The sequence below is a fragment of the Methylobacterium mesophilicum genome, from assembly GCF_022179445.1.
Classification (GTDB): domain Bacteria; phylum Pseudomonadota; class Alphaproteobacteria; order Rhizobiales; family Beijerinckiaceae; genus Methylobacterium; species Methylobacterium mesophilicum.
The window spans coordinates 114,675-132,859 of sequence record NZ_BPQU01000002.1; the positions used below are offsets into that span (position 1 = coordinate 114,675).

The window sequence follows — 18,185 nt, forward strand, 5'->3', positions numbered from 1 at the left end:
CAGCCGGCCTCGAAGGAGCCCTCCAGGGATCGCAGGGCCGGCTGGAGGGCCCCTTCGAGGCCTCCGCTGCGCTCCGCCGCCTCAAGATGAGGGGATAGGGCGGGACGAAACACGACGCCGACCCGGGGAGCCGAACGCGTCAGCCGATCGCAGCGCTCGCCGCACCGACCGGCGGCTCGGCCTCGGCCGTCGCCCCTGTGGAAACAAAGTCCCGCGCGGCCGGCCGTTGCGCGTGGCGCTCGCGGAAATGCGGCACCGCCGCCTCGAACACGGCCTCCGTGGCCGCCCGGTCGCCCGCCGCGACGGCCGCCCGCAGCTGCGCCACCCAGGCGTCGAGCCGGGCGCGGTCGGCGAAGACCGGGCGGGCCGCCATCACGCCGTCGATGCCCGGCAGGGTGACCCGGGGCTCCTCCCGGGCGAACAGGATCTCGTTGAGGCGCTCGCCGGGCCGGGCGCCGGTATAGGCGATCTCGATCTCCGCCCCCGGCTCGAACCCGGCGAGCCGGATCATCCGCTCGGCGAGTTCGGCGATCCGCACCGGCTGGCCCATCTTGAGCACGTAGACCGCGGCGCGATCCGCCTCCGGGGCGGCCCGGCCCTCGCCGTCGGCGTGGGAGGCCGCGGTCAGGACGAGGTCGCAGGCCTCACGCACGGTCATGAAGTAGCGGACCATGTCGGGATCGGTGACCGTGACCGGGCCACCCCGGGCGATCTGCCCCTTGAACACCGGCACCACCGAGCCGACCGAGCCGAGCACGTTGCCGAAGCGCACGGCGATCAGCCGCGTGGGATGGCCCGGGCGGGCCGACTGCTCGGCATCGAGCGCCTGGGCGACCATCTCGGCGAAGCGCTTGGTGACGCCGAGCTGCGACACCGGCTCGATCGCCTTGTCGGTGGAGACCATCACGAGGGCCCGGGCGCCCGCCGCCACCGCGGCCTCGGCGACGTTGATCGAGCCGAACACGTTGGTCTTGATGCCCTCCTGCCAGTCGCGCTCCAGGTAGGGCACCTGCTTGAGCGCGGCGGCGTGGACCACGCAATCGGGCCGGAACGCCGCGATGACCTGATGGACCCGCTCCCGGTCGCGGATGTCGGCGAGCACGCCGGTCACCGCGGCCTGGGCGGACAGGATCGCGGGGTGGCTGAGGATGCCGTGGAGCGCCGGCTCCGAGGATTCGAGCACCAGCACCGCGGCGGCCCCGAAGGCCACGGCCCGCAGGCAGATCTCGGAGCCGATCGAGCCGCCGCCGCCCGTCACCACCACCCGGCGGCCTGCCAGGAACGCCTCCAGGCGCGGCCGGTCGATCGCCACGGTGGGACGCAGCAGCAGGTCCTCGATCTCGAGGGGCGCCAGCTCGGGACCCTGCGCGCCCTCGCCGAGCCCGACCACCCGGGCGAGCGGCAGGCCGAGCCGCCGGGCGCGGGCGATAAGGTCGTCGGGGGCGGCCTCCGGCACGAGGGCGCTCGGGGCCGCCACCAGCCGCCGCACCGGCTCGCCGCCCGCCGCGAGGTCGGCGACCACGCGCTCGAGGTCCGCGAAGCCGCCGAGCACCGGCACGCCGCGCATGAACTGCCCGGTCTCGTCCGCCCGGGGCGACAGGATCCCCCGGGGCGCGAGCTTCTTCACCGAGCCCGCCTCGATGGCGCGGATCAGCACGTCGATGTCGGCGCCCCGCCCGAGCAGCAGCGTCGGCACGGTGGCGGCCCGGGCGCTCGATTGCCGGGAGCGGCTGTCCTTCAGGTACCGGAACGCCAGGCGCGCGCCCCCGAGCAGAAAGATCTGCAGCACCCAGTACAGGAAAATCGCGATCTTGCCGAAGAAGTAGAAGCCGTACAGGTCGGACGAGACCAGGACCCAGTCGGTCACCAGCAGGGCCAGCGCCAGGACGCTGGCCGCCCGGACGATGCCGGCGAGGTCCTGCAGCGAGGCGAAGCGCCACTTGGTGCGGTACAGCCGGAACCGGCCGTAGACCAGGCCGGCGAACAGGAGGAACGGCGGCAGCAGCAACGGCAGGGCGTGCAGGCGCTCGGCCAGCATGCCGCCCTGGAAGCGGAACAGGAAGGTGAGCACCACGGCGGCGGCGGTCGCCGCGAGGTCGTGGGCCACCATCACCGCGATCTTGTAGAAGCGCTGCTGCATCGGGGGCCGGATGGGGTGCCGCGCGGTATCCGCCGCGGCATCCGCCCTGTCAACGCGGGGCCGGGCGCCTCAGGAGCGCGCCCCGCCCGGAGATCGTCCTACTTGACGATCGCGCCGGAGAAGCCGGTCTTGAAGTTCTTCTGGTAGGTCCGGCCCTTGAGCGGGTAGACCTTATCGACGAGCAAGGTCTTGACACGCTCGTTAAAGTCTTCGGTCGTTACGGTCTGGGCCTTACCCGTGATCAGCGTCCTGGCCATGTTCGTCTCCGCGTCGTCGCCCAGGGCACGGTATTGCGCGGAGGGTGAACTCTACATGGGGCATGGGCGGCGATTTACAAAGACTTATCTTTCAGGTGAGCGCCCGGACGGCCGCTCCGGCCGCGTCGTCGACGCGGTCGATGTCGGGGGCGTCGATGTGCCGGTAGCGGGCCTGGATCAGCCCGAAGGCCCCGAAGGCGGCGTGGCCGGCCGCGACGAGGCCGAGCAGGATCCAGCCGTAGGGCTGCGCGCGCAGCAGCGCGAAGGCCTCCGTCAGTCCCTTCGCGTCCGACGAGCGCTGGTGCCAGGCCGCCGCCACCAGGAAGCCGCCGATGATCAGGAAGGCGATGCCCCGGGCCGCGTAGCCGAAGCGGCCGACCGGGCCGGCCCAGCGCTCGCGGGCCTCGGCGTCGAGGGCGAGCCGGTCGGTGACGTCGCCCCGCCAGGCCTTGCCGAGGAACCCGAAGCCGCCGCCGATCACGCAGAGCCCGCCCAGGGCCACGAGCCAGCGGCCGAACGGCTTGGACAGGAGCCACGCGGTGCCGTCGTGCATGCCGTCGCCGCCGCTCATGCCGAGGCCGAGGCTGAGCGAGGCCGCGCTGACGGCGAGGCCGATATAGATCGCTGCGCTGATCAGGTGGGCGCCGCGCACCGCCAGCCCCTTGGCGGACGTGCCCCGCCGGTCGGCATCGGTCACGCCCTCGACGAAGCGCCAGAGCGCGAAGCCGGCGAGCCCCAGGGCGATCAGCCCGACCACCACCGCACCGAACGGCCCGGCCAGCACCGCGCGCAGGGCATCCTTGCTGTCGCCGGCCCGGCCGCCCTGGCCGATCGCCGCCAGCAGCGCCAGGGCGCCGACCACGACGTAGACGATTCCGCGGGCGCCGTAGCCGAAGCGGGCGATGCGCTCGATCGTGTTGCGGCCGCCGGGGATGGGCATCATGCACGGCACCGGGCGGGACGGGGTTCTGGGTGCGGCATGGGCGGGATCCGGCGGCGCGGGACCGGTCAACGTCCGGATGCCCGGTCCCGATCCGTTGCCAGCTCTACACCAGGCGCCGGATCACATCGGCGTCCGGTCCGCCCGGCCGGCCAGGGCGACGTAGAAGCCGAGCCCGTCCTGGGCCGGCAGGGTGTGCAGGCGCTCGATCAGCCCGCGGCGCTTGGCGTCGAGGAGCAGGCGTCCCGCGGGCTGGAACAGGGTCTCGCCGCCGCCCTCCGGGGGCGGATCCAGGCGGATCGCCACGGTCTTGCCCTTGGCGAAGCGGCTGCGCTCCAGCATGTCCTTCAGCGACGCCTCCGCGGTCGCCCGGTTGGCGCCGCGCAGGTCGAGCACCGATTCCGCGTCCGTCACGCCGAGGGCGCCGCGCAGCTTGGCCGCGTAGAAATCTTCGAAGTGGGGCAAGTCGGTGCCTTGACGCTCTGCTGGGCCGGGTAAGCCGGCCGGTTGAGATCGGGTGCGGCCGCTCAGGATGCGAGGCCGCGGTAGATGTCGTGCACGGGCACGGCGCCGTCGAGTTCCGGCAACGCGACGCTGCCGTCGGGACCCAGCGCCTGCACGCTCCAATCGTCGCCCCGGCGCCGCCAGACCTCGACCCGGACCTCGTCGGAATAGACGATCAGCAGGACCTGCAGGCTCGGCACCGTCCGGTAGAAATCGATCTTGCGGCCCCGGTCCAGGCTCATGGTCGAGGGCGACAGCACCTCGGCCACCAGCAGCGGGTCTTCGGCGTATCCGTCCGGCAGCGGCGGCCCGCAGCGCACGACCACGTCGGGGATCGGCACGAAGTCGTCCTGCGCCGCGCTCAGAATGCCGAGGCCCGGCATGGCACGGCAGCCCCTCGGCTCGGCGAGCGCGTCCAGGCGCCCAGCGAGATTCATGACGATGCGTTGATGGGCCTCGCGCGGGGGCGCCATGAGCACGGGGTCGCCATCGAGCAGCTCCCAGCGCTCCTCGTCTGGACGGCTCTCCGCCCAGTGCCTGAATTCGGCACCATCCATGCGCGCGTCGCGCTTCGCGGCCAAAGCCATCGCCGCCCTCCGATCCGGACGCGATGGTAGCACCCGCGAGCGCGGCCGCAACAGCGGTGGTTCAGAACGCGACGCGGGCGTAGGCCTCGCCCACCGGCAGGGCGCCGCCGAGTTCCGGCAGAGCGATGGACCCGTCCGGCCCGGCGACCCGCATCGTCCAGCCGGCATCCCGGCGCCAGACCTCGATCCGAGCCTCGTCCTGATAGACGATCAGCAGTGTCTGGAGGCTCGGGAGGGTGGCGTAGAAGGCGAGCTTGCGGCCCCGGTCGTTGGTCATGGTGCCGGGCGAGAGCACCTCGGCGATCAGAAGAGGGTCGTCGATGTAGCCGCTAGGCGGCATCGACCCGCAATGGACCACCACGTCCGGATAGGGCGCATAATCGTCCATCGCGTCGCTGAGGATCGCCAGGCCCGGATAGGCACCGCAGCCGCGCGGCTCGGCCAGCCTGTCGAGACGCGTGAGCAGGTTGGTTACGATGCGCTGGTGCCGGGCGCTCGGCGGCGCCATCAGCACGGGCTCGCCGTCGAGCAGCTCCCAGCGCTCCTCGTCCGGGCGCGGCTCCACCCAGCGCCGGTATTCGGCGACGCGCATGCGCGTGTCGCGCCTCACAGCCAATGCCATGACGGCCTCCGATCAGACGCGCCACGCTATCACGGACCGAAGAAGCCGGCGACGGCTCAATCCGTCTGGAGCGCGGCCGGCAGGTCCGCGCCGGCTTCGAGGAAGCGCAGCGGATCGACCGGATCGCCGTCGATGCGCGTCTCGTAATGCAGGTGCGCCCCGGTGGAGCGCCCGGTCGAGCCGACCATGCCGAGCACGTCCCCTGCTGCGACGCGCTGGCCCGGCCGGACGGCGATGCGGGCGAGGTGCCCGAACCGGGTGACCACGCCATGGCCGTGATCGATCTCGACCATGTTGCCGTAGCCGCCCGCGAATTCCGCGGCGCTGACCCGCCCAGGGGCTGTGGCCCGGGCGGGCTCGCCGTATTCGGCCTTGAGGTCGAGCCCGGTATGGAGCGCGAGGCCCCGGGTGAACGGATCGAGGCGGGTGCCGAACGGACTCGACACCACGGGCTGGCCGCGTATCGGCCGGCCGAGCGGCAGCGTCGCGGCGAGCTGGTGCAGGCGCGCCCCGTCGTCGAGCGCCCGGCGGGCGAGGGCCAGGCGAGTGTCGAAGCGGCTCTCGAAGCGGGTCTCGTAGCCTGGGCCGTCCAGGGCGGCGGCATCGAGGGGGACGAGCGGGCCGCCGGTGCCTGCCGCGGCGCGGTCGAAGCGGTCGGGGTCGAAGCCGGTGCGGCCGATCAGCCCGCGCAGGCGCCGGACCGTGTCGCCGGCCCGCTCGACCACCTGGGCGAGGCGCGCGCCCTGGGCGGCCCCCAAGCCGTCGAGGCGCGCCTCCAGGCGGATCAGCCCGGTCTCGGCGTCGCGGGCGCTCCGGCGGGGGAGGGCGGGGGACGGGAACCGGGCCGGCGTACCGGACTCGGTCGGGCGCAGGCGGAACCCGTCATCGAGCCTCGACGGCAGGGCGCCGGTGGTGAGCGGATCGGGAATCGGGGATCCCAAATTCGCCAGGGCCGCCTGCCGGCGCTCCAGCTCGGCCTGACGCTCCAGCGCCGCCGCGACCCGCTCGGCCAGGCTCGATTCGGCACCGGCCCGGTCGCGGCGCGTGCGGTCGAGCCGGTCCTGCAGCTCGGCGAGCCGGGCCTCGTAGGCGTCCCGCATCGCCCCCTGACGGGCCACGAAGCCGGCCAGCACGTCGTCGTGGAACACGATCAGGTAGGAGGCGCCGAGCGCCCACACGAGGGCGAGGGCGAGCCCGGCGGCGAGGATCTTCGGAAGCGGCGGGCGATGCATCGGGACGGCCCCGTGGGAGCCGCCATTCAGACCCGCTTAGGGTTAAGGATCCGTCGCGCCGCGCGCCCCAACCCGGTCAGGGCAGGGCCCGGGCGGCGTCCAGCACCGCCTCGGCATGGCCGGGTACCTTCACCTTCGGCCAGATCCGGGCGATGCGCCCCTCCCGGTCGACCAGCACGGTGGTGCGCTCCACGCCCATGTACTTGCGGCCATACATGCTCTTCTCGACCCAGACCCCGTAGGCCTCCAGCACGCCCTTGTCCTCGTCGGAGGCGAGCGGGAAGGCGAGGCCGTACTTGCCGCAGAACTTGTCGTGGCTCTTCACCGGGTCCGGGGACAGGCCGATCACCTGCGCGTCGGTCTCGCCGAAGGCCGGCAGCAGGCCGTTGAAGTCCTGCGCCTCCAGGGTGCAGCCGCTCGTGTCGTCCTTCGGGTAGAAGTAGAGCACGATCTTGTGACCCCTGAGCGCCGACAGGGCGATCCGCCCTCCGCCCGAGGCGGGGAGGTCGAAATCGGGGGCCGGATCGCCTTCTGACAGTGGCATCGTGCCTTCCTTTCGGCCGATTGATGGTGTGCAGTCCCGCCATGCGCGGCAGCACCATCAGGTTGCGTCGCGCCGCCCGAGCAGAACTCGGAGACGCGCCCGCTGTAAAGCGCGGCCGCGCTTCGATCCACCGGCCGCGGAGTTCCGCGCGCGAAGCCCCGGAACAAGGGTCCCGATGGCGGACGAGACGACCTTGGCAGGCAAGCCTCGGGGGACGGCGCGACGCTGGGGCGGGTTCTGCCTCGTCGGCGCGCTGACCCTGGTGCTGCTCGTCGGCGGCGGGATCGGGCTGGCGGCCCTGCGCCTGTCCAACGGCCCGCTGCAGATCGACGCCCTGTCGCGCCGGGTCGCAGCCGCGGTGGCCGAGCGGATCGGGCCGGGCTGGAGCATCGCCATCCGCGGCAGCAGCCTCGAGCTGGACCGCGAGAACGCCCTGAGCCTGCGCTTCTCCGGCCTCGACATCCGCAACCCGCAGGGCGACCTGGTGGTGCGGGCGCCGCTCGCCGTGGTCAGCCTCGACCCCTGGGGCCTCCTGCACCTCAACCTGCAGCCGCGCTCGATCGAGTTCCGCGAGACCCAGACCACCGCCCTCGTGCACCGGGACGGCTCGATCGCGTTCGCGGCCTCCGAGGCCAACCACCCGGTCGACATCGAGCCGCACACGCTGCCGAGCGTGGACGACGCGCGCGGCAAGGTCTCGCCGATCTCGGCGACGCTCGCCTCGATCTTCGGGGTGGTGCTGGATTCCAGCGGCATCGTCGGCGCCCTCGACCGCGCCCGCCTGACCGATGCCCGCCTGCGGCTGATCGACGACGACGGCCGCGAGCGCGCGGTGTTCGCCCGGGTCAACGGGCTGTTCGGGCGCGATCCCGTGAACGGAACTCGCAACTTCGAGTTGCGTCTCGACGGTCCCCACGGCGAGTGGCGCTTCGGCGGCTCCCTGCGCGAGGGCGGCGAGGCCCAGGATGGCAAGCCACAGGCGCGCTCCGGGGTGATCACCCTGGACGACCTGCCGGTGCCCGACCTGCTGCTGCTCTCGGGCCAGTCGAGCCTGCCGCTGACCACCGACCTCAAGCTCTCGGCCCGCGCCGACGTGAGCCTGACGGCCGGGCGGATCACGTCCATGAACGCCAAGGTCCATACCGGCGACGGCACCTTCCTGATCGAGGAGAAGGACTTCAACCCGGTCACGGTCGAGAGCCTGGACGCGACCCTGAACTGGGACGAGACCGGCCGGGTCATGTCGCTGACCGGCCTGGATTACCGGGGGGCCGGCAACGCGGTCCACCTGACCGGCGCCTGGACGGAGAGCCCGCCCGACGCCGCCACCGCCTGGACCGCGACGCTCGCGAGCCGCGACGCCGTCCTGCGCGGCGCGACCCCGCAAGACGCGCCGGTGAAGATCGACGCGATCGACGCGCAGCTCACCGGCCGCGACGGCGGCATCGCCATCGACGCGCTCAACGTGGCGGCTCCGGGCGTCCAGGGGGTGATCTCCGGCACGATCGGCACCGCCGCCGACGAGGGCGGCCTGACCCTGCGCATCCTCGGCCATGACGGCGAGGTCCGGACCGGGCTGCGGTTGTGGCCGGAGCATATCGCCCCGCCGGCCCGCACCTACCTGGTGGACCAGCTGCGGCGCGGCCGGATCGACGCCGTGGACATCCGCGTGAAGATGTCCGGCACCGTGCTGGCCGCCGCGACCAAGGGCGAGCCCGCCCCCGACGACGCGGTGCATATCGACTTCCGCGTCTCCGACGCGGCGCTGGACGTCACCGCCGACGCGCCGCCGGTGGTGAAGGGCAACGTCTCCGGGACCATCACCGGCCGTTCGACCACCGTGCGCAACGTGACCGCGGAGATCCACGGCCCGGACGGCCGCGGGCTCACGGTCACCGACGGCAGCTTCGTGATCCCGCAGATCACGCCGGACAAGGTCGTGGCGCAGATCGGCATGCGGCTCACCGGGGGGGCCGACGGCATGGCCTCGGTGCTCCAGGCGAAGCTGTTCAAGAGCCTGATGAGCGTCGATCTCGACCCGGCCACGATCAAGGGCAATGCCGACCTGCGCGTCGACTTCCCCCTCGACCTCAAGCACGTGCCCGACCTGCCGAGCCTGCCCGTGACCCTGTCCGGGACGCTCTCCGACCTCTCGGTCGACAAGGTGATGGGCAAGGACCGGCTGGATTCGGGCCGGTTCTCCCTGCTGTACGACCGCGGCGCCTTCACCCTGAAGGGCGACGGCCGGGTCGCGGGCGCCTCCATCGCGGTGGACATGCGCCAGCCCAAGGTCGGCCAGCCCGGCGAGGCGGTGGTCACCGTGGCCCTCGACGAGGCCTTGCGCGGCAAGAAGGGCCTGCCGACCGCGCCGCAGCTGTCCGGCACCATCCCGGTTCGCGCCGTGGTGCCGATCGGGCGCCCGGGAACGGCCAAGCCGCCGATCCGGGTCGAGGCGGATCTCGCCAGGGCCGGCATCGACGGGCTGGTGCCCGGGCTGACCAAGCCGACGGGCAAGCCGGGCCGCCTCAGCTTCACGCTGGTGGATGCCGGCCAGACCTACGAGCTGCGCGACTTCGCCCTCGACGCCGCCCCGGCCTCCGCGCGCGGCAGCCTCACGATCAGCCCGGAGGGCGGCCTGGAGCGCGCCGACTTCACGAACGTCAAGCTGTCGCCGGGCGACGACCTGCGGGTGAGCCTCGACCGCACCGGCAACGGCTACAAGGTCGTGGTCCGCGGCGCGGTGGTCGATGCGCGCCCGTTCCTCAAATCCCTGGGCGGCCCGGACGCCAAGGGCGGCAAGGAGGCGAAGGAGTCCAACCCGAAGGATGTCGACGCCGACATCCAGGTGCCGATCGTGGCGGGCTTCAACGACGAGGCGCTGACCAACGCCAACCTGCGGCTGTCGCTGCACGGCCGGACCCTGCGGGCGGCCAACATCACCGGGCGCTTCCGCGCGGCGGCGTTCGCCGCCAGCGTCACAAGGGGCGAGCGCGGCGTGCCGACGCTGGCCGTCGAGTCGGCCGATGCCGGCGCGACGCTGCGCTTCGTCGACGTCTACCGGCGGATGTATGGCGGGCGCCTCACCGCCGGGATCGGCCTCAACGACGGCCCGCAGGCCGGCGTGGTCCAGATCCGGGACTTCTCGCTCCGCAACGAGCCGGCCCTGTCGAGCATCATGGCGCAGGGACCGGAGCCCTCCGAGGCGGAGACGGTCCGCGGCCGCCGCATCGCCCCGGGCCGGGCGGCCGGCGACGTCACGTTCGACCGGATGCGGGCCAACTTCGTGCGCAGCGGCAGCCGGGTCGACTTCAGCGACGCGGCGATCTCGAACGCCGCGATGGGCTTCACCCTGTCGGGCTGGCTCGATACCGGCCGGGAGCGCACGGACATGACCGGCACCTTCGTGCCGCTCTACGGTCTCAACAACGTCGCCTCGCAGTTGCCGCTGCTCGGGCCGCTGCTCGGGGGCGGGCACAACGAGGGCCTGTTCGCGGTGAACTTCCGCGTCTCCGGCAAGCTCGCCTCGCCGGACGTGAGCGTGAACCCGCTCTCGGCGATCGCCCCGGGCTTCCTGCGCAAGCTGTTCAGCGCCGGCGGTGGCCCCTTCGCGGACGGCGTGCCGCCGGTGCCGCAGGGGGAGCGGTAGCGGGATCCCGGCCGGCAGCGCGTTCGCGAGCCGCGCCGTCATCGCGAGCGGGCAACGATGGACGCCGTCACAGACGCACAAAAAAGCCCGGCGCGGCGGACCGCACCGGGCTGAACCCACAGTCCCAAAAAACTACTTCTCGACGAAGGCCTTCTCGATCACGTAGTGGCCGCCCTCGCCGTGGTTGCCTTCCTCGTAGCCGCCATTGCTCAGCAGCTCGCGGGTGTCGCGGATCATGTCGGGGCTGCCGCAGAGCATGAAGCGGTCGTTCTCCACCGACATCGCCGGCAGGCCGATATCGGCGAACAGCTTGCCCGAGACCATCAGGTCGGTGATCCGGCCGCGGTTGCGGAACGGCTCGCGGGTCACGGTGGGGTAGTAGATCAGCTGGTTCGAGATCATCTCGCCCAGGAACTCGTGCCTGGGCAGGGACTCGTTGATGGTCTCGCCGTAGGCCAGCTCCTGAACCTGGCGGCAGCCATGGACCAGCACGACCTTCTCGAACCGGTCGTAGGTCTCCGGATCCTTGATGATCGACAGGAACGGCGCGAGCCCCGTGCCGGTGCCGAGCAGGTAGAGGTTGCGGCCCGGCAGCAGGTTGTCGAGCACCAGGGTGCCGGTGGGCTTCTTGCCGACGATGATCGGGTCGCCGACCTTGAGGTGCTGGAGCTTCGAGGTCAGCGGACCATCCTGGACCTTGATCGAGAAGAACTCGAGCTCCTCCTCGTAGTTGGCCGAGACCACCGAGTAGGCGCGCAGCAGCGGCCGACCCTCGACCTCGAGGCCGATCATGGTGAACTCGCCGTTGCGGAACCGGAACGCCGGATCCCGCGTGGTGCGGAACGAGAACAGGTTGTCGGTCCAGTGATGCACCGACAGAACGCGCTCCTCGTAGAACTTGCTCATCGACGGATCAGTCCTCGAATCCTCTGATGCTCGGCCCACGCCCCCGATGGATCGGGGCGCATGGGGTTCGGCGGGCGGCCGCCGCCCCGCGGCTGCGGGGGCGGACCCCGGGAGCGGTCTCGCCGGGATCCGGACGTCGAACCCCTTATCGGATGCTTCTTTCGCAGTTGCAGCACGCTCGTCAAGGCGCGCCAGGATCACACCTGCCGAAGAAGTGAATCGCCTGGAATCGTTCGAATATTTTAACCGGCGGTGACCGGCCGGAGCGGGTTCAGCCCCGCCTCGATCTCAGCGCGGCGCGGCTCCAGGAACGGCGGCAGGGCGAGGCGCGCGCCGAGGCTCTCCAATGGCTCGTCGGCGGTGAAGCCCGGCCCGTCGGTGGCGATCTCGAACAGGATGCCGTTGGGCTCGCGGAAATACAGGCTGCGGAAGTAGTAGCGGTCCACCGGCCCGCTGCTCGGGACCCGGGCGGCCTTCAGCCGGTCGGCCCAGGCTCCGTACTCCGCGTCGGGGATGCGGAAGGCGACGTGGTGGACCGCGCCCGCACCTTGCTGCGCCGGCGCCGACGCATCGGCCAGGAGTTGGACCTCGGCGGCGGGGCCTCCGGGGCCCATGGCGTAGACCTCGACCGGACCGTCGCCGGTCTCGAAACTGCGCGCCCGGCGCATGCCGAGCAGATCGGTCAGCACGGCGGCCGTCCGGGACGGGTCCGGCACGGACAGGCGGATCGGGCCCAGCCCGCGAATCTGGTAGGCCGCGGGCACCGGCGAGGCGTCCCAGGGATGCTCCGGGCCGGTGCCGCCGTCATCGACCAGGGCGAGGCGCTGGCCCTCGGGATCCTCGAAATCGACGGTGAGGCGCCCATCGCGCAGGGCGGGCTCGGCCACCACGGCCCCGGCGTCACGCAGGCGCGCGTACCACCACGCCACCGCGCCCTCGCCCGGCACGCGCAGATGGGTGCGGGTGATGCTGTTCGACCCGCGCCGCTCGGGGGGCGCCGGCCAGTCGAAGAAGGTGATGTCGCTGCCCGGGCTCGCCAGGCCATCGGCGTAGAACAGGTGATAGGCCGAGACGTCGTCCTGGTTCACGGTCTTCTTCACCAGCCGCAGGCCGAGCGTGCCGGTGTAGAACGCCACGTTCTCGGCCGCGCGGGCGGTCACCGCGGTGAGGTGATGGATGCCGGTGAGCTGCATGGCTTTTCGTGTGGGTCCCCGCTCCGAAGCGCCTCAGGTGGGGTTCGGGCGACGGCGTTGCGAGCGCAAAGCTGGATTGCAGTGGGCGTAAGGGGGTAGACTGCGCTGCCCCGCTCCCATGGGAGACACCCGATGGCCGTCGCGTATGAGACCGACACCGTCCTGCCGCCGCTGCATCCCGGCGAGGTGCTGCGCGAGGACTTCCTGATTCCCCTCGGCCTGTCGGCCGGCACGGTGGCGCGGGCCTGCCGCGTCCCGCGAACCCGGATCGAGCGGATCGCCGCCGAGCAGATCGGAGTCTCGACCGACACGGCGCTGCGTCTTAGCCGCTATTTCGGCACGAGCGCAGAGTTCTGGCTCAACCTCCAGCGTCAGTACGAGGTGGAGACGCTGAGCCTCAGCATCGGGCCGGAGATCGCGCGGATCGCGCCGCTTGCCCCCGCGGCGGCCTGAACCTCAGAGCCCGACCGGCCGGCGCCTTTTCTGATCGACGCGCTTCGTCACGCAGCGTTACGACTTCCCCGCACCCGGCAAAAGCCTGCGGGCGGCGTGGCGAAACCGCTGCACCACGATTTCCTCGTCATCGGCAAAGTCATCGATGTGATAGGGGTAGGGCGTAAGGAAGACGCGGCGCACGCCCGGGATCGAGGTCTTCCTTCCGGCGTGAGGATGATCCCGCACGACGGCCAGAACCGCCGTCAGCCGGGCCTCGACCTTGGCCGCGCCCTAAGGGGATTGCGCCGCGATGTAACCCAGGGCGCGGTCGATCTGCTGCAGGGCGCGCCTTTGAAACCGCAGCGTCAAAGGCGGTATTTGGACAGGACCGCTTCGACCTCGGCTTCAGTCGCGAAGTCGCCGCGCGCCCTTTCGGCCTGCGCCTCGATCAGGTCGGCCTCTTCGTCCGGTGTCAGCGCGATCACCGCATCGTCCCGGCCCGCATAGGCGAGCACCATGCGGGCGATCTCGTCCTGCATCTCGGAGGACAGTGCGCGGGCGGTCTGCACTGCGCGATCCAGAAGCTCGGTCATGACCGCATTCTGCACCCGATCGCCGCCCGGAAAAAGCGGCCTCGACCGTCAGAGCCCGACCGGGCGGCCGGCAGCGACCACCAGCATCTTCCCGTCCGCAAAAGTCCGGGCGGCGGCGCGGCGGATGTCGGCCTGGGTCACGGCCGAGACCAGGGCGTTGCGGCGGGCGATGTAGTCCATGCCCAATTCCTCGAAGGCGATCTGCACCAGCTGGTGGGCGATCTTGGTCGAGGTGTCGAAGCCGAGTGCGTAGGAGCCGGTGAGGTAGTCCTTGGCCTTCTGCAGCTCGTCGTCGTCGGGGCCATCCGTGATCAGCCGGCCGATCTCGTCGCCGATCACCGACAAAGCCTCGCCGACGCGCTCGTTCTTGGTGGCGGTGTAGCCCCAGGTCATCGCGGCCGAGCGGTGGCTGACCAGCGAGGTCCCGACCGAGTAGGCCAGCCCGCGCTTCTCGCGCACCTCCTGGAACAACCGCGAGGTGAAGGCGCCGCCGCCCAGGATATGGTTGAGGACGTAGGCCGGGATGAAGTCCGGGTCGCGCCAGGGCACGCCGGCCATGCCGAAGCGGATCACCGATTGCGGCACGTCGAGGTCCACGACGATGCGCTTGCCGAGTTCCTGCACCTCGGTGCGCGGCACCGCCTTCAGTGCCCCGGCCTCGGGCAGGACCCCGAAGGCGCGGTTCAGGCCCTCGGCCAGCTGCTCGGCCCCGATGGCGCCGACCGCGGCGACCTTCACCCGGCCGCGTCCGATGATCCGGGCATGCATCTCCAAAAGGTCGTCCCGGGTGATGGTGGCGACGCTCTCGACCGTGCCCGAAGAGGGCCGGGCATAGGCGTGGCCGGCGAACGCCTCCTTGAAGAACCGGCGCGAGGCCAGCACGCCCGGATCGTTCTGCTGGTAGCGCAGTCCGGCGATCACCTGGCCGCGGACGCGCTCGATCGCGTCCGGGTCGAGGCGCGGCTTGGCCAGCGCCAGGGCGAGGAGCGCGATGCCCTCGTCGGCGTGCTTGACCAGCATCTTGAGCGAGCCGCCGACCGCGTCGGGGCCGGCATGGAAGGACAACTCGATCGCCCGGGCAGCCAGCCGCTCCTGGAAGGCGTCGGAGGTGAGGTCGCCGGCGCCCTCGTCGAGGAGCCGGGCCAGCATCTGGGCGCAGCCGGCCTTGCCGGCGGGATCCTGGGCGGCGCCGCCCTCGAACGTGAAGGCCAGCGCGATCATCGGCACCACGGGGGATTCGACGTGCCACGCCTCGATGCCCGCGGCGGTCGTCACCGGCAGGGCCGTGGTGGGGGAATTCTCGGGGGCGGCGGTGTCGACAAAGGTCTCGGCGACGCTCATGGGAACCTCTTTTTCATCGTGTCACGGGCGGCGGAGCCGGTCGACGCTCACGGCCTGATGCAGGTCCCGACGGGGCCAAAAACCGCCCGCCGGGACGCGCCCGAAAGAACTATTCCGCCGCCATCGCGACCGGGGCGTCGGGGTCCTGAGCCTTGGTCAGGTAGCCGGTGACCGAGCGGGACGGGGTCAGCCAGCGCTCGGCGGCGGCCTTGAGGCGCTCCTGCGAGACCGCCTCGATGTCGGTCGGCCAGCGGCGGACCTCCTCGATGGTCTCGCCGATCGCCAGCGCGGAACCGTAGATCCGGGCGAGCGAGGACTGGCTGTCGGAGGAGTAGACGGTCTCGGCCACCAGCCGGGTCTTGGCCCGCTCGATCGCCTCGGCGCCGAGCGCCTCCGCGGGGGCGCGGCGCAGGATCTTGTCCACGGCCTCCTCCAGCGCCTCCAGGGAGACGCCCTCGGCCGGCACCGCGTAGACGGAGAACCGGGTCTCGTCGATCGCCGAGCCCATGTACCAGGCGCCGGCATTCACCGCGAGGCCGGTCTCCATGACCAGCTTGCGGTAGAGGTAGGAGGTCGAGCCGCCGCCCAGCACCTCGGCGAGCAGCTCGAGGTCGTGGCAGCCGCCGTCGCGGGCGGTGATGCAGGAGGGGGTCAGGTAGAGCCGCTGCAGGGTCGGCTGCTCGACCTTCGGGTCGGCGACCGCGACCCGGCGCAGGGCCTTGGGCTCGGGCTCGCGGGCGCGCAGGCGCTGGGGCCGGGCGCCGGTGGGCGCGACGCGGCCGTAGGTCTCGTCGGCGAGCCGGCGGACCTCGTCCGGGGTCACGTCCCCGGCCACCACCAGGATCGCGTTCTCGGGGGTGTAGAAGCGCTTGTAATAGGCCAGCGCGTGCTCGCGGTTCAGGCCCTCGATCTCGTGCATCCAGCCGATGATCGGCGTTCCGTAGGGGTGGTGCACGAACAGCGAGGCGGCCATCGCCTCGGAGAGCTGGGCGGAGGGGTCGGTCTCGACCCGCATGCGCCGCTCCTCGAGCACCACGTCGCGCTCGGGGGCGACCACGGCGTCGTCGAGGACGAGGCCGCCCATGCGGTCGGCCTCGAACGCCATCATGGTGCCGAGATGGTCGCGGGCGACCCGCTGGAAGTAGGCGGTGTAGTCGTAGCTGGTGAACGCGTTCTCCTGGCCGCCGAGGCCCGAGACCGCCTTCGAGAAGGCCCCCACCGGGTGCTTCTCGGTGCCCTTGAACATCAGGTGCTCGAGGAAGTGGGCGATGCCCGACTGGCCCAACGGATCATCGGCCGAGCCGTTGCGATACCAGATCATGTGGGTCGCGACGGGGGCCCGGTGATCGGGCACCACCACCACGTCGAGGCCGTTGTCGAGGGTGAAGGCCGTGACTTCGGGTCCGCCCGCCTCGGAGCGCCCGAACGGCGCGGCCTCGCCCCGGCCGGCGCTGCCGCCGTAGGGCGAGCCCGGACGCGGCGGGAAGAGGGTGGGCGTCGCCTTCCTGAACAGGTGCATTCCGCTTTCCTTTTGCCGGCCCCGTGCCGGCGACGCCCCTGACCGGAACGCCCGCGTGGATCGGGGCCGTCCTCGTCTCCGGCCGGCAAGAGCCGTACCGGGACAGACATGTCATGTTGCCATGCCGGGCCGCCGTTGCAACGGCGCCACAGCCTGATGGTTACTGCTGGGCCCGCTGGCGCTGGTAGGCCCGGGGGTCGGCCTCGTCGCGCTCGCGGCTGGCGTTGTTGATCGGGTCCCGCGACGGCGGCTGGGCCAGCTTCTTCGGAGATTGCCGGTAGCCGGTGGGCGGATCGGTCAGGATGTCCCGGGCCGGCTCGACATCCGAGGGCTCGGCGTTGGCGCTCTTGCCCTTCAGCAGGTCGAACGGGCTGAGCAGGCTGTCGTCGCGGTTGGTGTCGCCCGGCTTGCGCTCGGCCTCGGTGGTGACGCTCGCCCCGGCGCGGCGGCCGTTGCGGATCTCGTCCACCGACAGGGTGGCGTTGTTGTCGTCGTAGCGGCCGCGTGCCTGGTTGCCCACCGGGCGCCGCCGCTCGGCAGCCGCGCGCTCGCGCTCGACGATCTCGGGATCCTTGGGCCAGGCGGTGCTGGTGGAGCGGGCCCGGGGCTGGGGCAGGACCTTGCCGTCGAGCTTGGGCGGCATCACCAGCGGCGGGCGCTCGTGATAGTCGATCGGGTCCTGGCGCTTCTCCAGGAGGCCGATGCCGGAGAGCGCGTCGCGCATGAACTCGCCGCGCTCCTGCGCCTGCGCGCCGCCGGCCAGCAGCGGCGCCAACGCGACCGCGGCGGAGAGGATGAGACGAAGCCTGCGATGCCCGGTCATGCTGCCTCACGGGTTCCGGCCGGAAATCCGGCGCGGGGATGGCCGCCACGCGGCCTGATCCGACAGGTCCCGGCGTGGGACCGGTTTCCGGCGATCGTATGGCGCCTTGACCGCATCGCACCAGAGCCTTGAGGCAACTGGGGCCTGTGTGTTGCGCGAATCATAGGCGAGGGGCCGTATCGGTCCGGGCCGGGCCGGTCTTGGCCGGATCCTTGGACGTACCGCGCCCGGCTGGGCTCAGGCTGTCGAGGACCAGCCCGATCACCCCGGCGACGATCGCCGCGTCGGCCACGTTGAACACGTACCAAGACCAGCCGCCGGCATGCAGGTGGACGAAGTCGAACACCGCCCCGTAGGCGGCCCGGTCGATGGCGTTGCCGAGCGCGCCGCCGACGATCAGCCCCAGCGCCACGGCGAGCAGCCGCGACCCGGCCCGGGTCATCCAGATGCCGAGGCCGAGCGCGGCGGCGAGCGACAGGATCACCAGGAACCAGCGCCCGGCGCCGCTCTCCTGCTGGAACAGCCCGTAGGAGACGCCGCGATTCCAGACCACCACGAAGTCGGCGAACGGCGCCAGCCGCCAGGGCTGGGTCAGCACGAGGTCGGTGCCGAAATAGAGCCCAAGCTTGGAGGCCTGGTCGAGGACCAGGGTCAGGAACAGGGCCAGCAGGCCGGCGCGGGTGGGGGTCATGGGCGGGGACCGGACACACGCGCCTCTCCCTCCCCCCTATGCGGGGGAGGGTACCCCGCGAAGCAGGGGGGGAGAGGGGCAGCGCGACGCTTCAGGGTTTCACGCGTGTCGCGCGCTTTCCGGACACGGCGCTCCCCTCTCCCGACCCTCGCTGACGCGAGGCCCACCCTCCCCCGCAGAGGGGGGAGGGAGGCGTCGGCGGTGTAGGCGCC

At 71.9% G+C, this 18,185-nt stretch carries 17 protein-coding genes; 2 read left to right on the forward strand and 15 right to left on the reverse strand.

The features are described from left to right. Positions 1 to 139: 139 nt before the first annotated feature. The 8 genes from MFF40_RS03115 to MFF40_RS03150 form a co-directional block, all read right to left on the reverse strand. Complete coding sequence (locus MFF40_RS03115; protein WP_238259650.1) at positions 140 to 2,140, reverse strand: SDR family NAD(P)-dependent oxidoreductase; 2,001 nt, start codon at positions 2,138 to 2,140, stop codon at positions 140 to 142. 98 nt (positions 2,141 to 2,238) lie between these two features. Next, complete coding sequence (locus MFF40_RS03120) at positions 2,239 to 2,397, reverse strand: hypothetical protein (RefSeq protein ID WP_167367636.1); 159 nt, start codon at positions 2,395 to 2,397, stop codon at positions 2,239 to 2,241. A 91-nt stretch (positions 2,398 to 2,488) separates the two neighbouring features. Further along, positions 2,489 to 3,340 (reverse strand): DUF1206 domain-containing protein, encoded by an 852-nt coding sequence (locus tag MFF40_RS03125; protein WP_147897440.1) that lies wholly within the window; start codon positions 3,338 to 3,340, stop codon positions 2,489 to 2,491. Between the two features lie 120 nt (positions 3,341 to 3,460). Next, positions 3,461 to 3,802, reverse strand: coding sequence for a hypothetical protein (locus tag MFF40_RS03130; RefSeq protein ID WP_147857174.1), 342 nt, complete (start codon positions 3,800 to 3,802; stop codon positions 3,461 to 3,463). A 62-nt stretch (positions 3,803 to 3,864) separates the two neighbouring features. Continuing rightward, positions 3,865 to 4,428: a Uma2 family endonuclease gene (locus MFF40_RS03135; RefSeq protein WP_147857173.1), complete on the reverse strand. Its 564-nt coding sequence runs from the start codon at positions 4,426 to 4,428 to the stop codon at positions 3,865 to 3,867. 61 nt (positions 4,429 to 4,489) lie between these two features. After that, positions 4,490 to 5,050: a Uma2 family endonuclease gene (locus MFF40_RS03140; protein WP_147897441.1), complete on the reverse strand. Its 561-nt coding sequence runs from the start codon at positions 5,048 to 5,050 to the stop codon at positions 4,490 to 4,492. A 56-nt stretch (positions 5,051 to 5,106) separates the two neighbouring features. Then, a complete protein-coding gene (locus MFF40_RS03145; RefSeq protein ID WP_238259651.1) occupies positions 5,107 to 6,282 on the reverse strand; it encodes a M23 family metallopeptidase in 1,176 nt (391 codons plus the stop codon). Between the two features lie 76 nt (positions 6,283 to 6,358). Beyond that, a complete protein-coding gene (locus tag MFF40_RS03150; protein ID WP_147857406.1) occupies positions 6,359 to 6,826 on the reverse strand; it encodes a peroxiredoxin in 468 nt (155 codons plus the stop codon). 175 nt (positions 6,827 to 7,001) lie between these two features. On the opposite strand from MFF40_RS03150, the gene MFF40_RS03155 reads away from it, so the two are divergent. Next, on the forward strand, positions 7,002 to 10,472 hold the full coding sequence (locus MFF40_RS03155) for a YhdP family protein (RefSeq protein WP_147899177.1): 3,471 nt from the start codon (positions 7,002 to 7,004) through the stop codon (positions 10,470 to 10,472). 132 nt (positions 10,473 to 10,604) lie between these two features. Here MFF40_RS03155 and MFF40_RS03160 read toward each other — a convergent pair whose 3' ends face one another. Further along, positions 10,605 to 11,378 (reverse strand): ferredoxin--NADP reductase, encoded by a 774-nt coding sequence (locus tag MFF40_RS03160; protein WP_147899178.1) that lies wholly within the window; start codon positions 11,376 to 11,378, stop codon positions 10,605 to 10,607. 242 nt (positions 11,379 to 11,620) lie between these two features. Continuing rightward, a complete protein-coding gene (locus tag MFF40_RS03165) occupies positions 11,621 to 12,571 on the reverse strand; it encodes a ring-cleaving dioxygenase (RefSeq protein ID WP_147899179.1) in 951 nt (316 codons plus the stop codon). A gap of 132 nt (positions 12,572 to 12,703) precedes the next feature. Between MFF40_RS03165 and MFF40_RS03170 the strand changes: the two genes are divergently transcribed. Further along, complete coding sequence (locus MFF40_RS03170; protein ID WP_147856867.1) at positions 12,704 to 13,024, forward strand: HigA family addiction module antitoxin; 321 nt, start codon at positions 12,704 to 12,706, stop codon at positions 13,022 to 13,024. Between the two features lie 347 nt (positions 13,025 to 13,371). Here the strand turns inward: MFF40_RS03170 and MFF40_RS03175 are convergent, their stop codons facing one another. The 5 genes from MFF40_RS03175 to lspA form a co-directional block, all read right to left on the reverse strand. Further along, complete coding sequence (locus MFF40_RS03175) at positions 13,372 to 13,599, reverse strand: hypothetical protein (protein WP_147899181.1); 228 nt, start codon at positions 13,597 to 13,599, stop codon at positions 13,372 to 13,374. Positions 13,600 to 13,647: 48 nt separating this feature from the next. Further along, positions 13,648 to 14,940, reverse strand: coding sequence for a M16 family metallopeptidase (locus MFF40_RS03180; protein WP_147899182.1), 1,293 nt, complete (start codon positions 14,938 to 14,940; stop codon positions 13,648 to 13,650). Between the two features lie 109 nt (positions 14,941 to 15,049). Then, positions 15,050 to 16,459 (reverse strand): M16 family metallopeptidase, encoded by a 1,410-nt coding sequence (locus tag MFF40_RS03185; protein ID WP_147899183.1) that lies wholly within the window; start codon positions 16,457 to 16,459, stop codon positions 15,050 to 15,052. 160 nt (positions 16,460 to 16,619) lie between these two features. Then, on the reverse strand, positions 16,620 to 17,282 hold the full coding sequence (locus MFF40_RS03190) for a hypothetical protein (RefSeq protein ID WP_147857338.1): 663 nt from the start codon (positions 17,280 to 17,282) through the stop codon (positions 16,620 to 16,622). Positions 17,283 to 17,442: 160 nt separating this feature from the next. After that, positions 17,443 to 17,973, reverse strand: coding sequence for a signal peptidase II (gene lspA, locus MFF40_RS03195; RefSeq protein ID WP_147899184.1), 531 nt, complete (start codon positions 17,971 to 17,973; stop codon positions 17,443 to 17,445). Between the last annotated feature and the right edge of the window lie 212 nt (positions 17,974 to 18,185).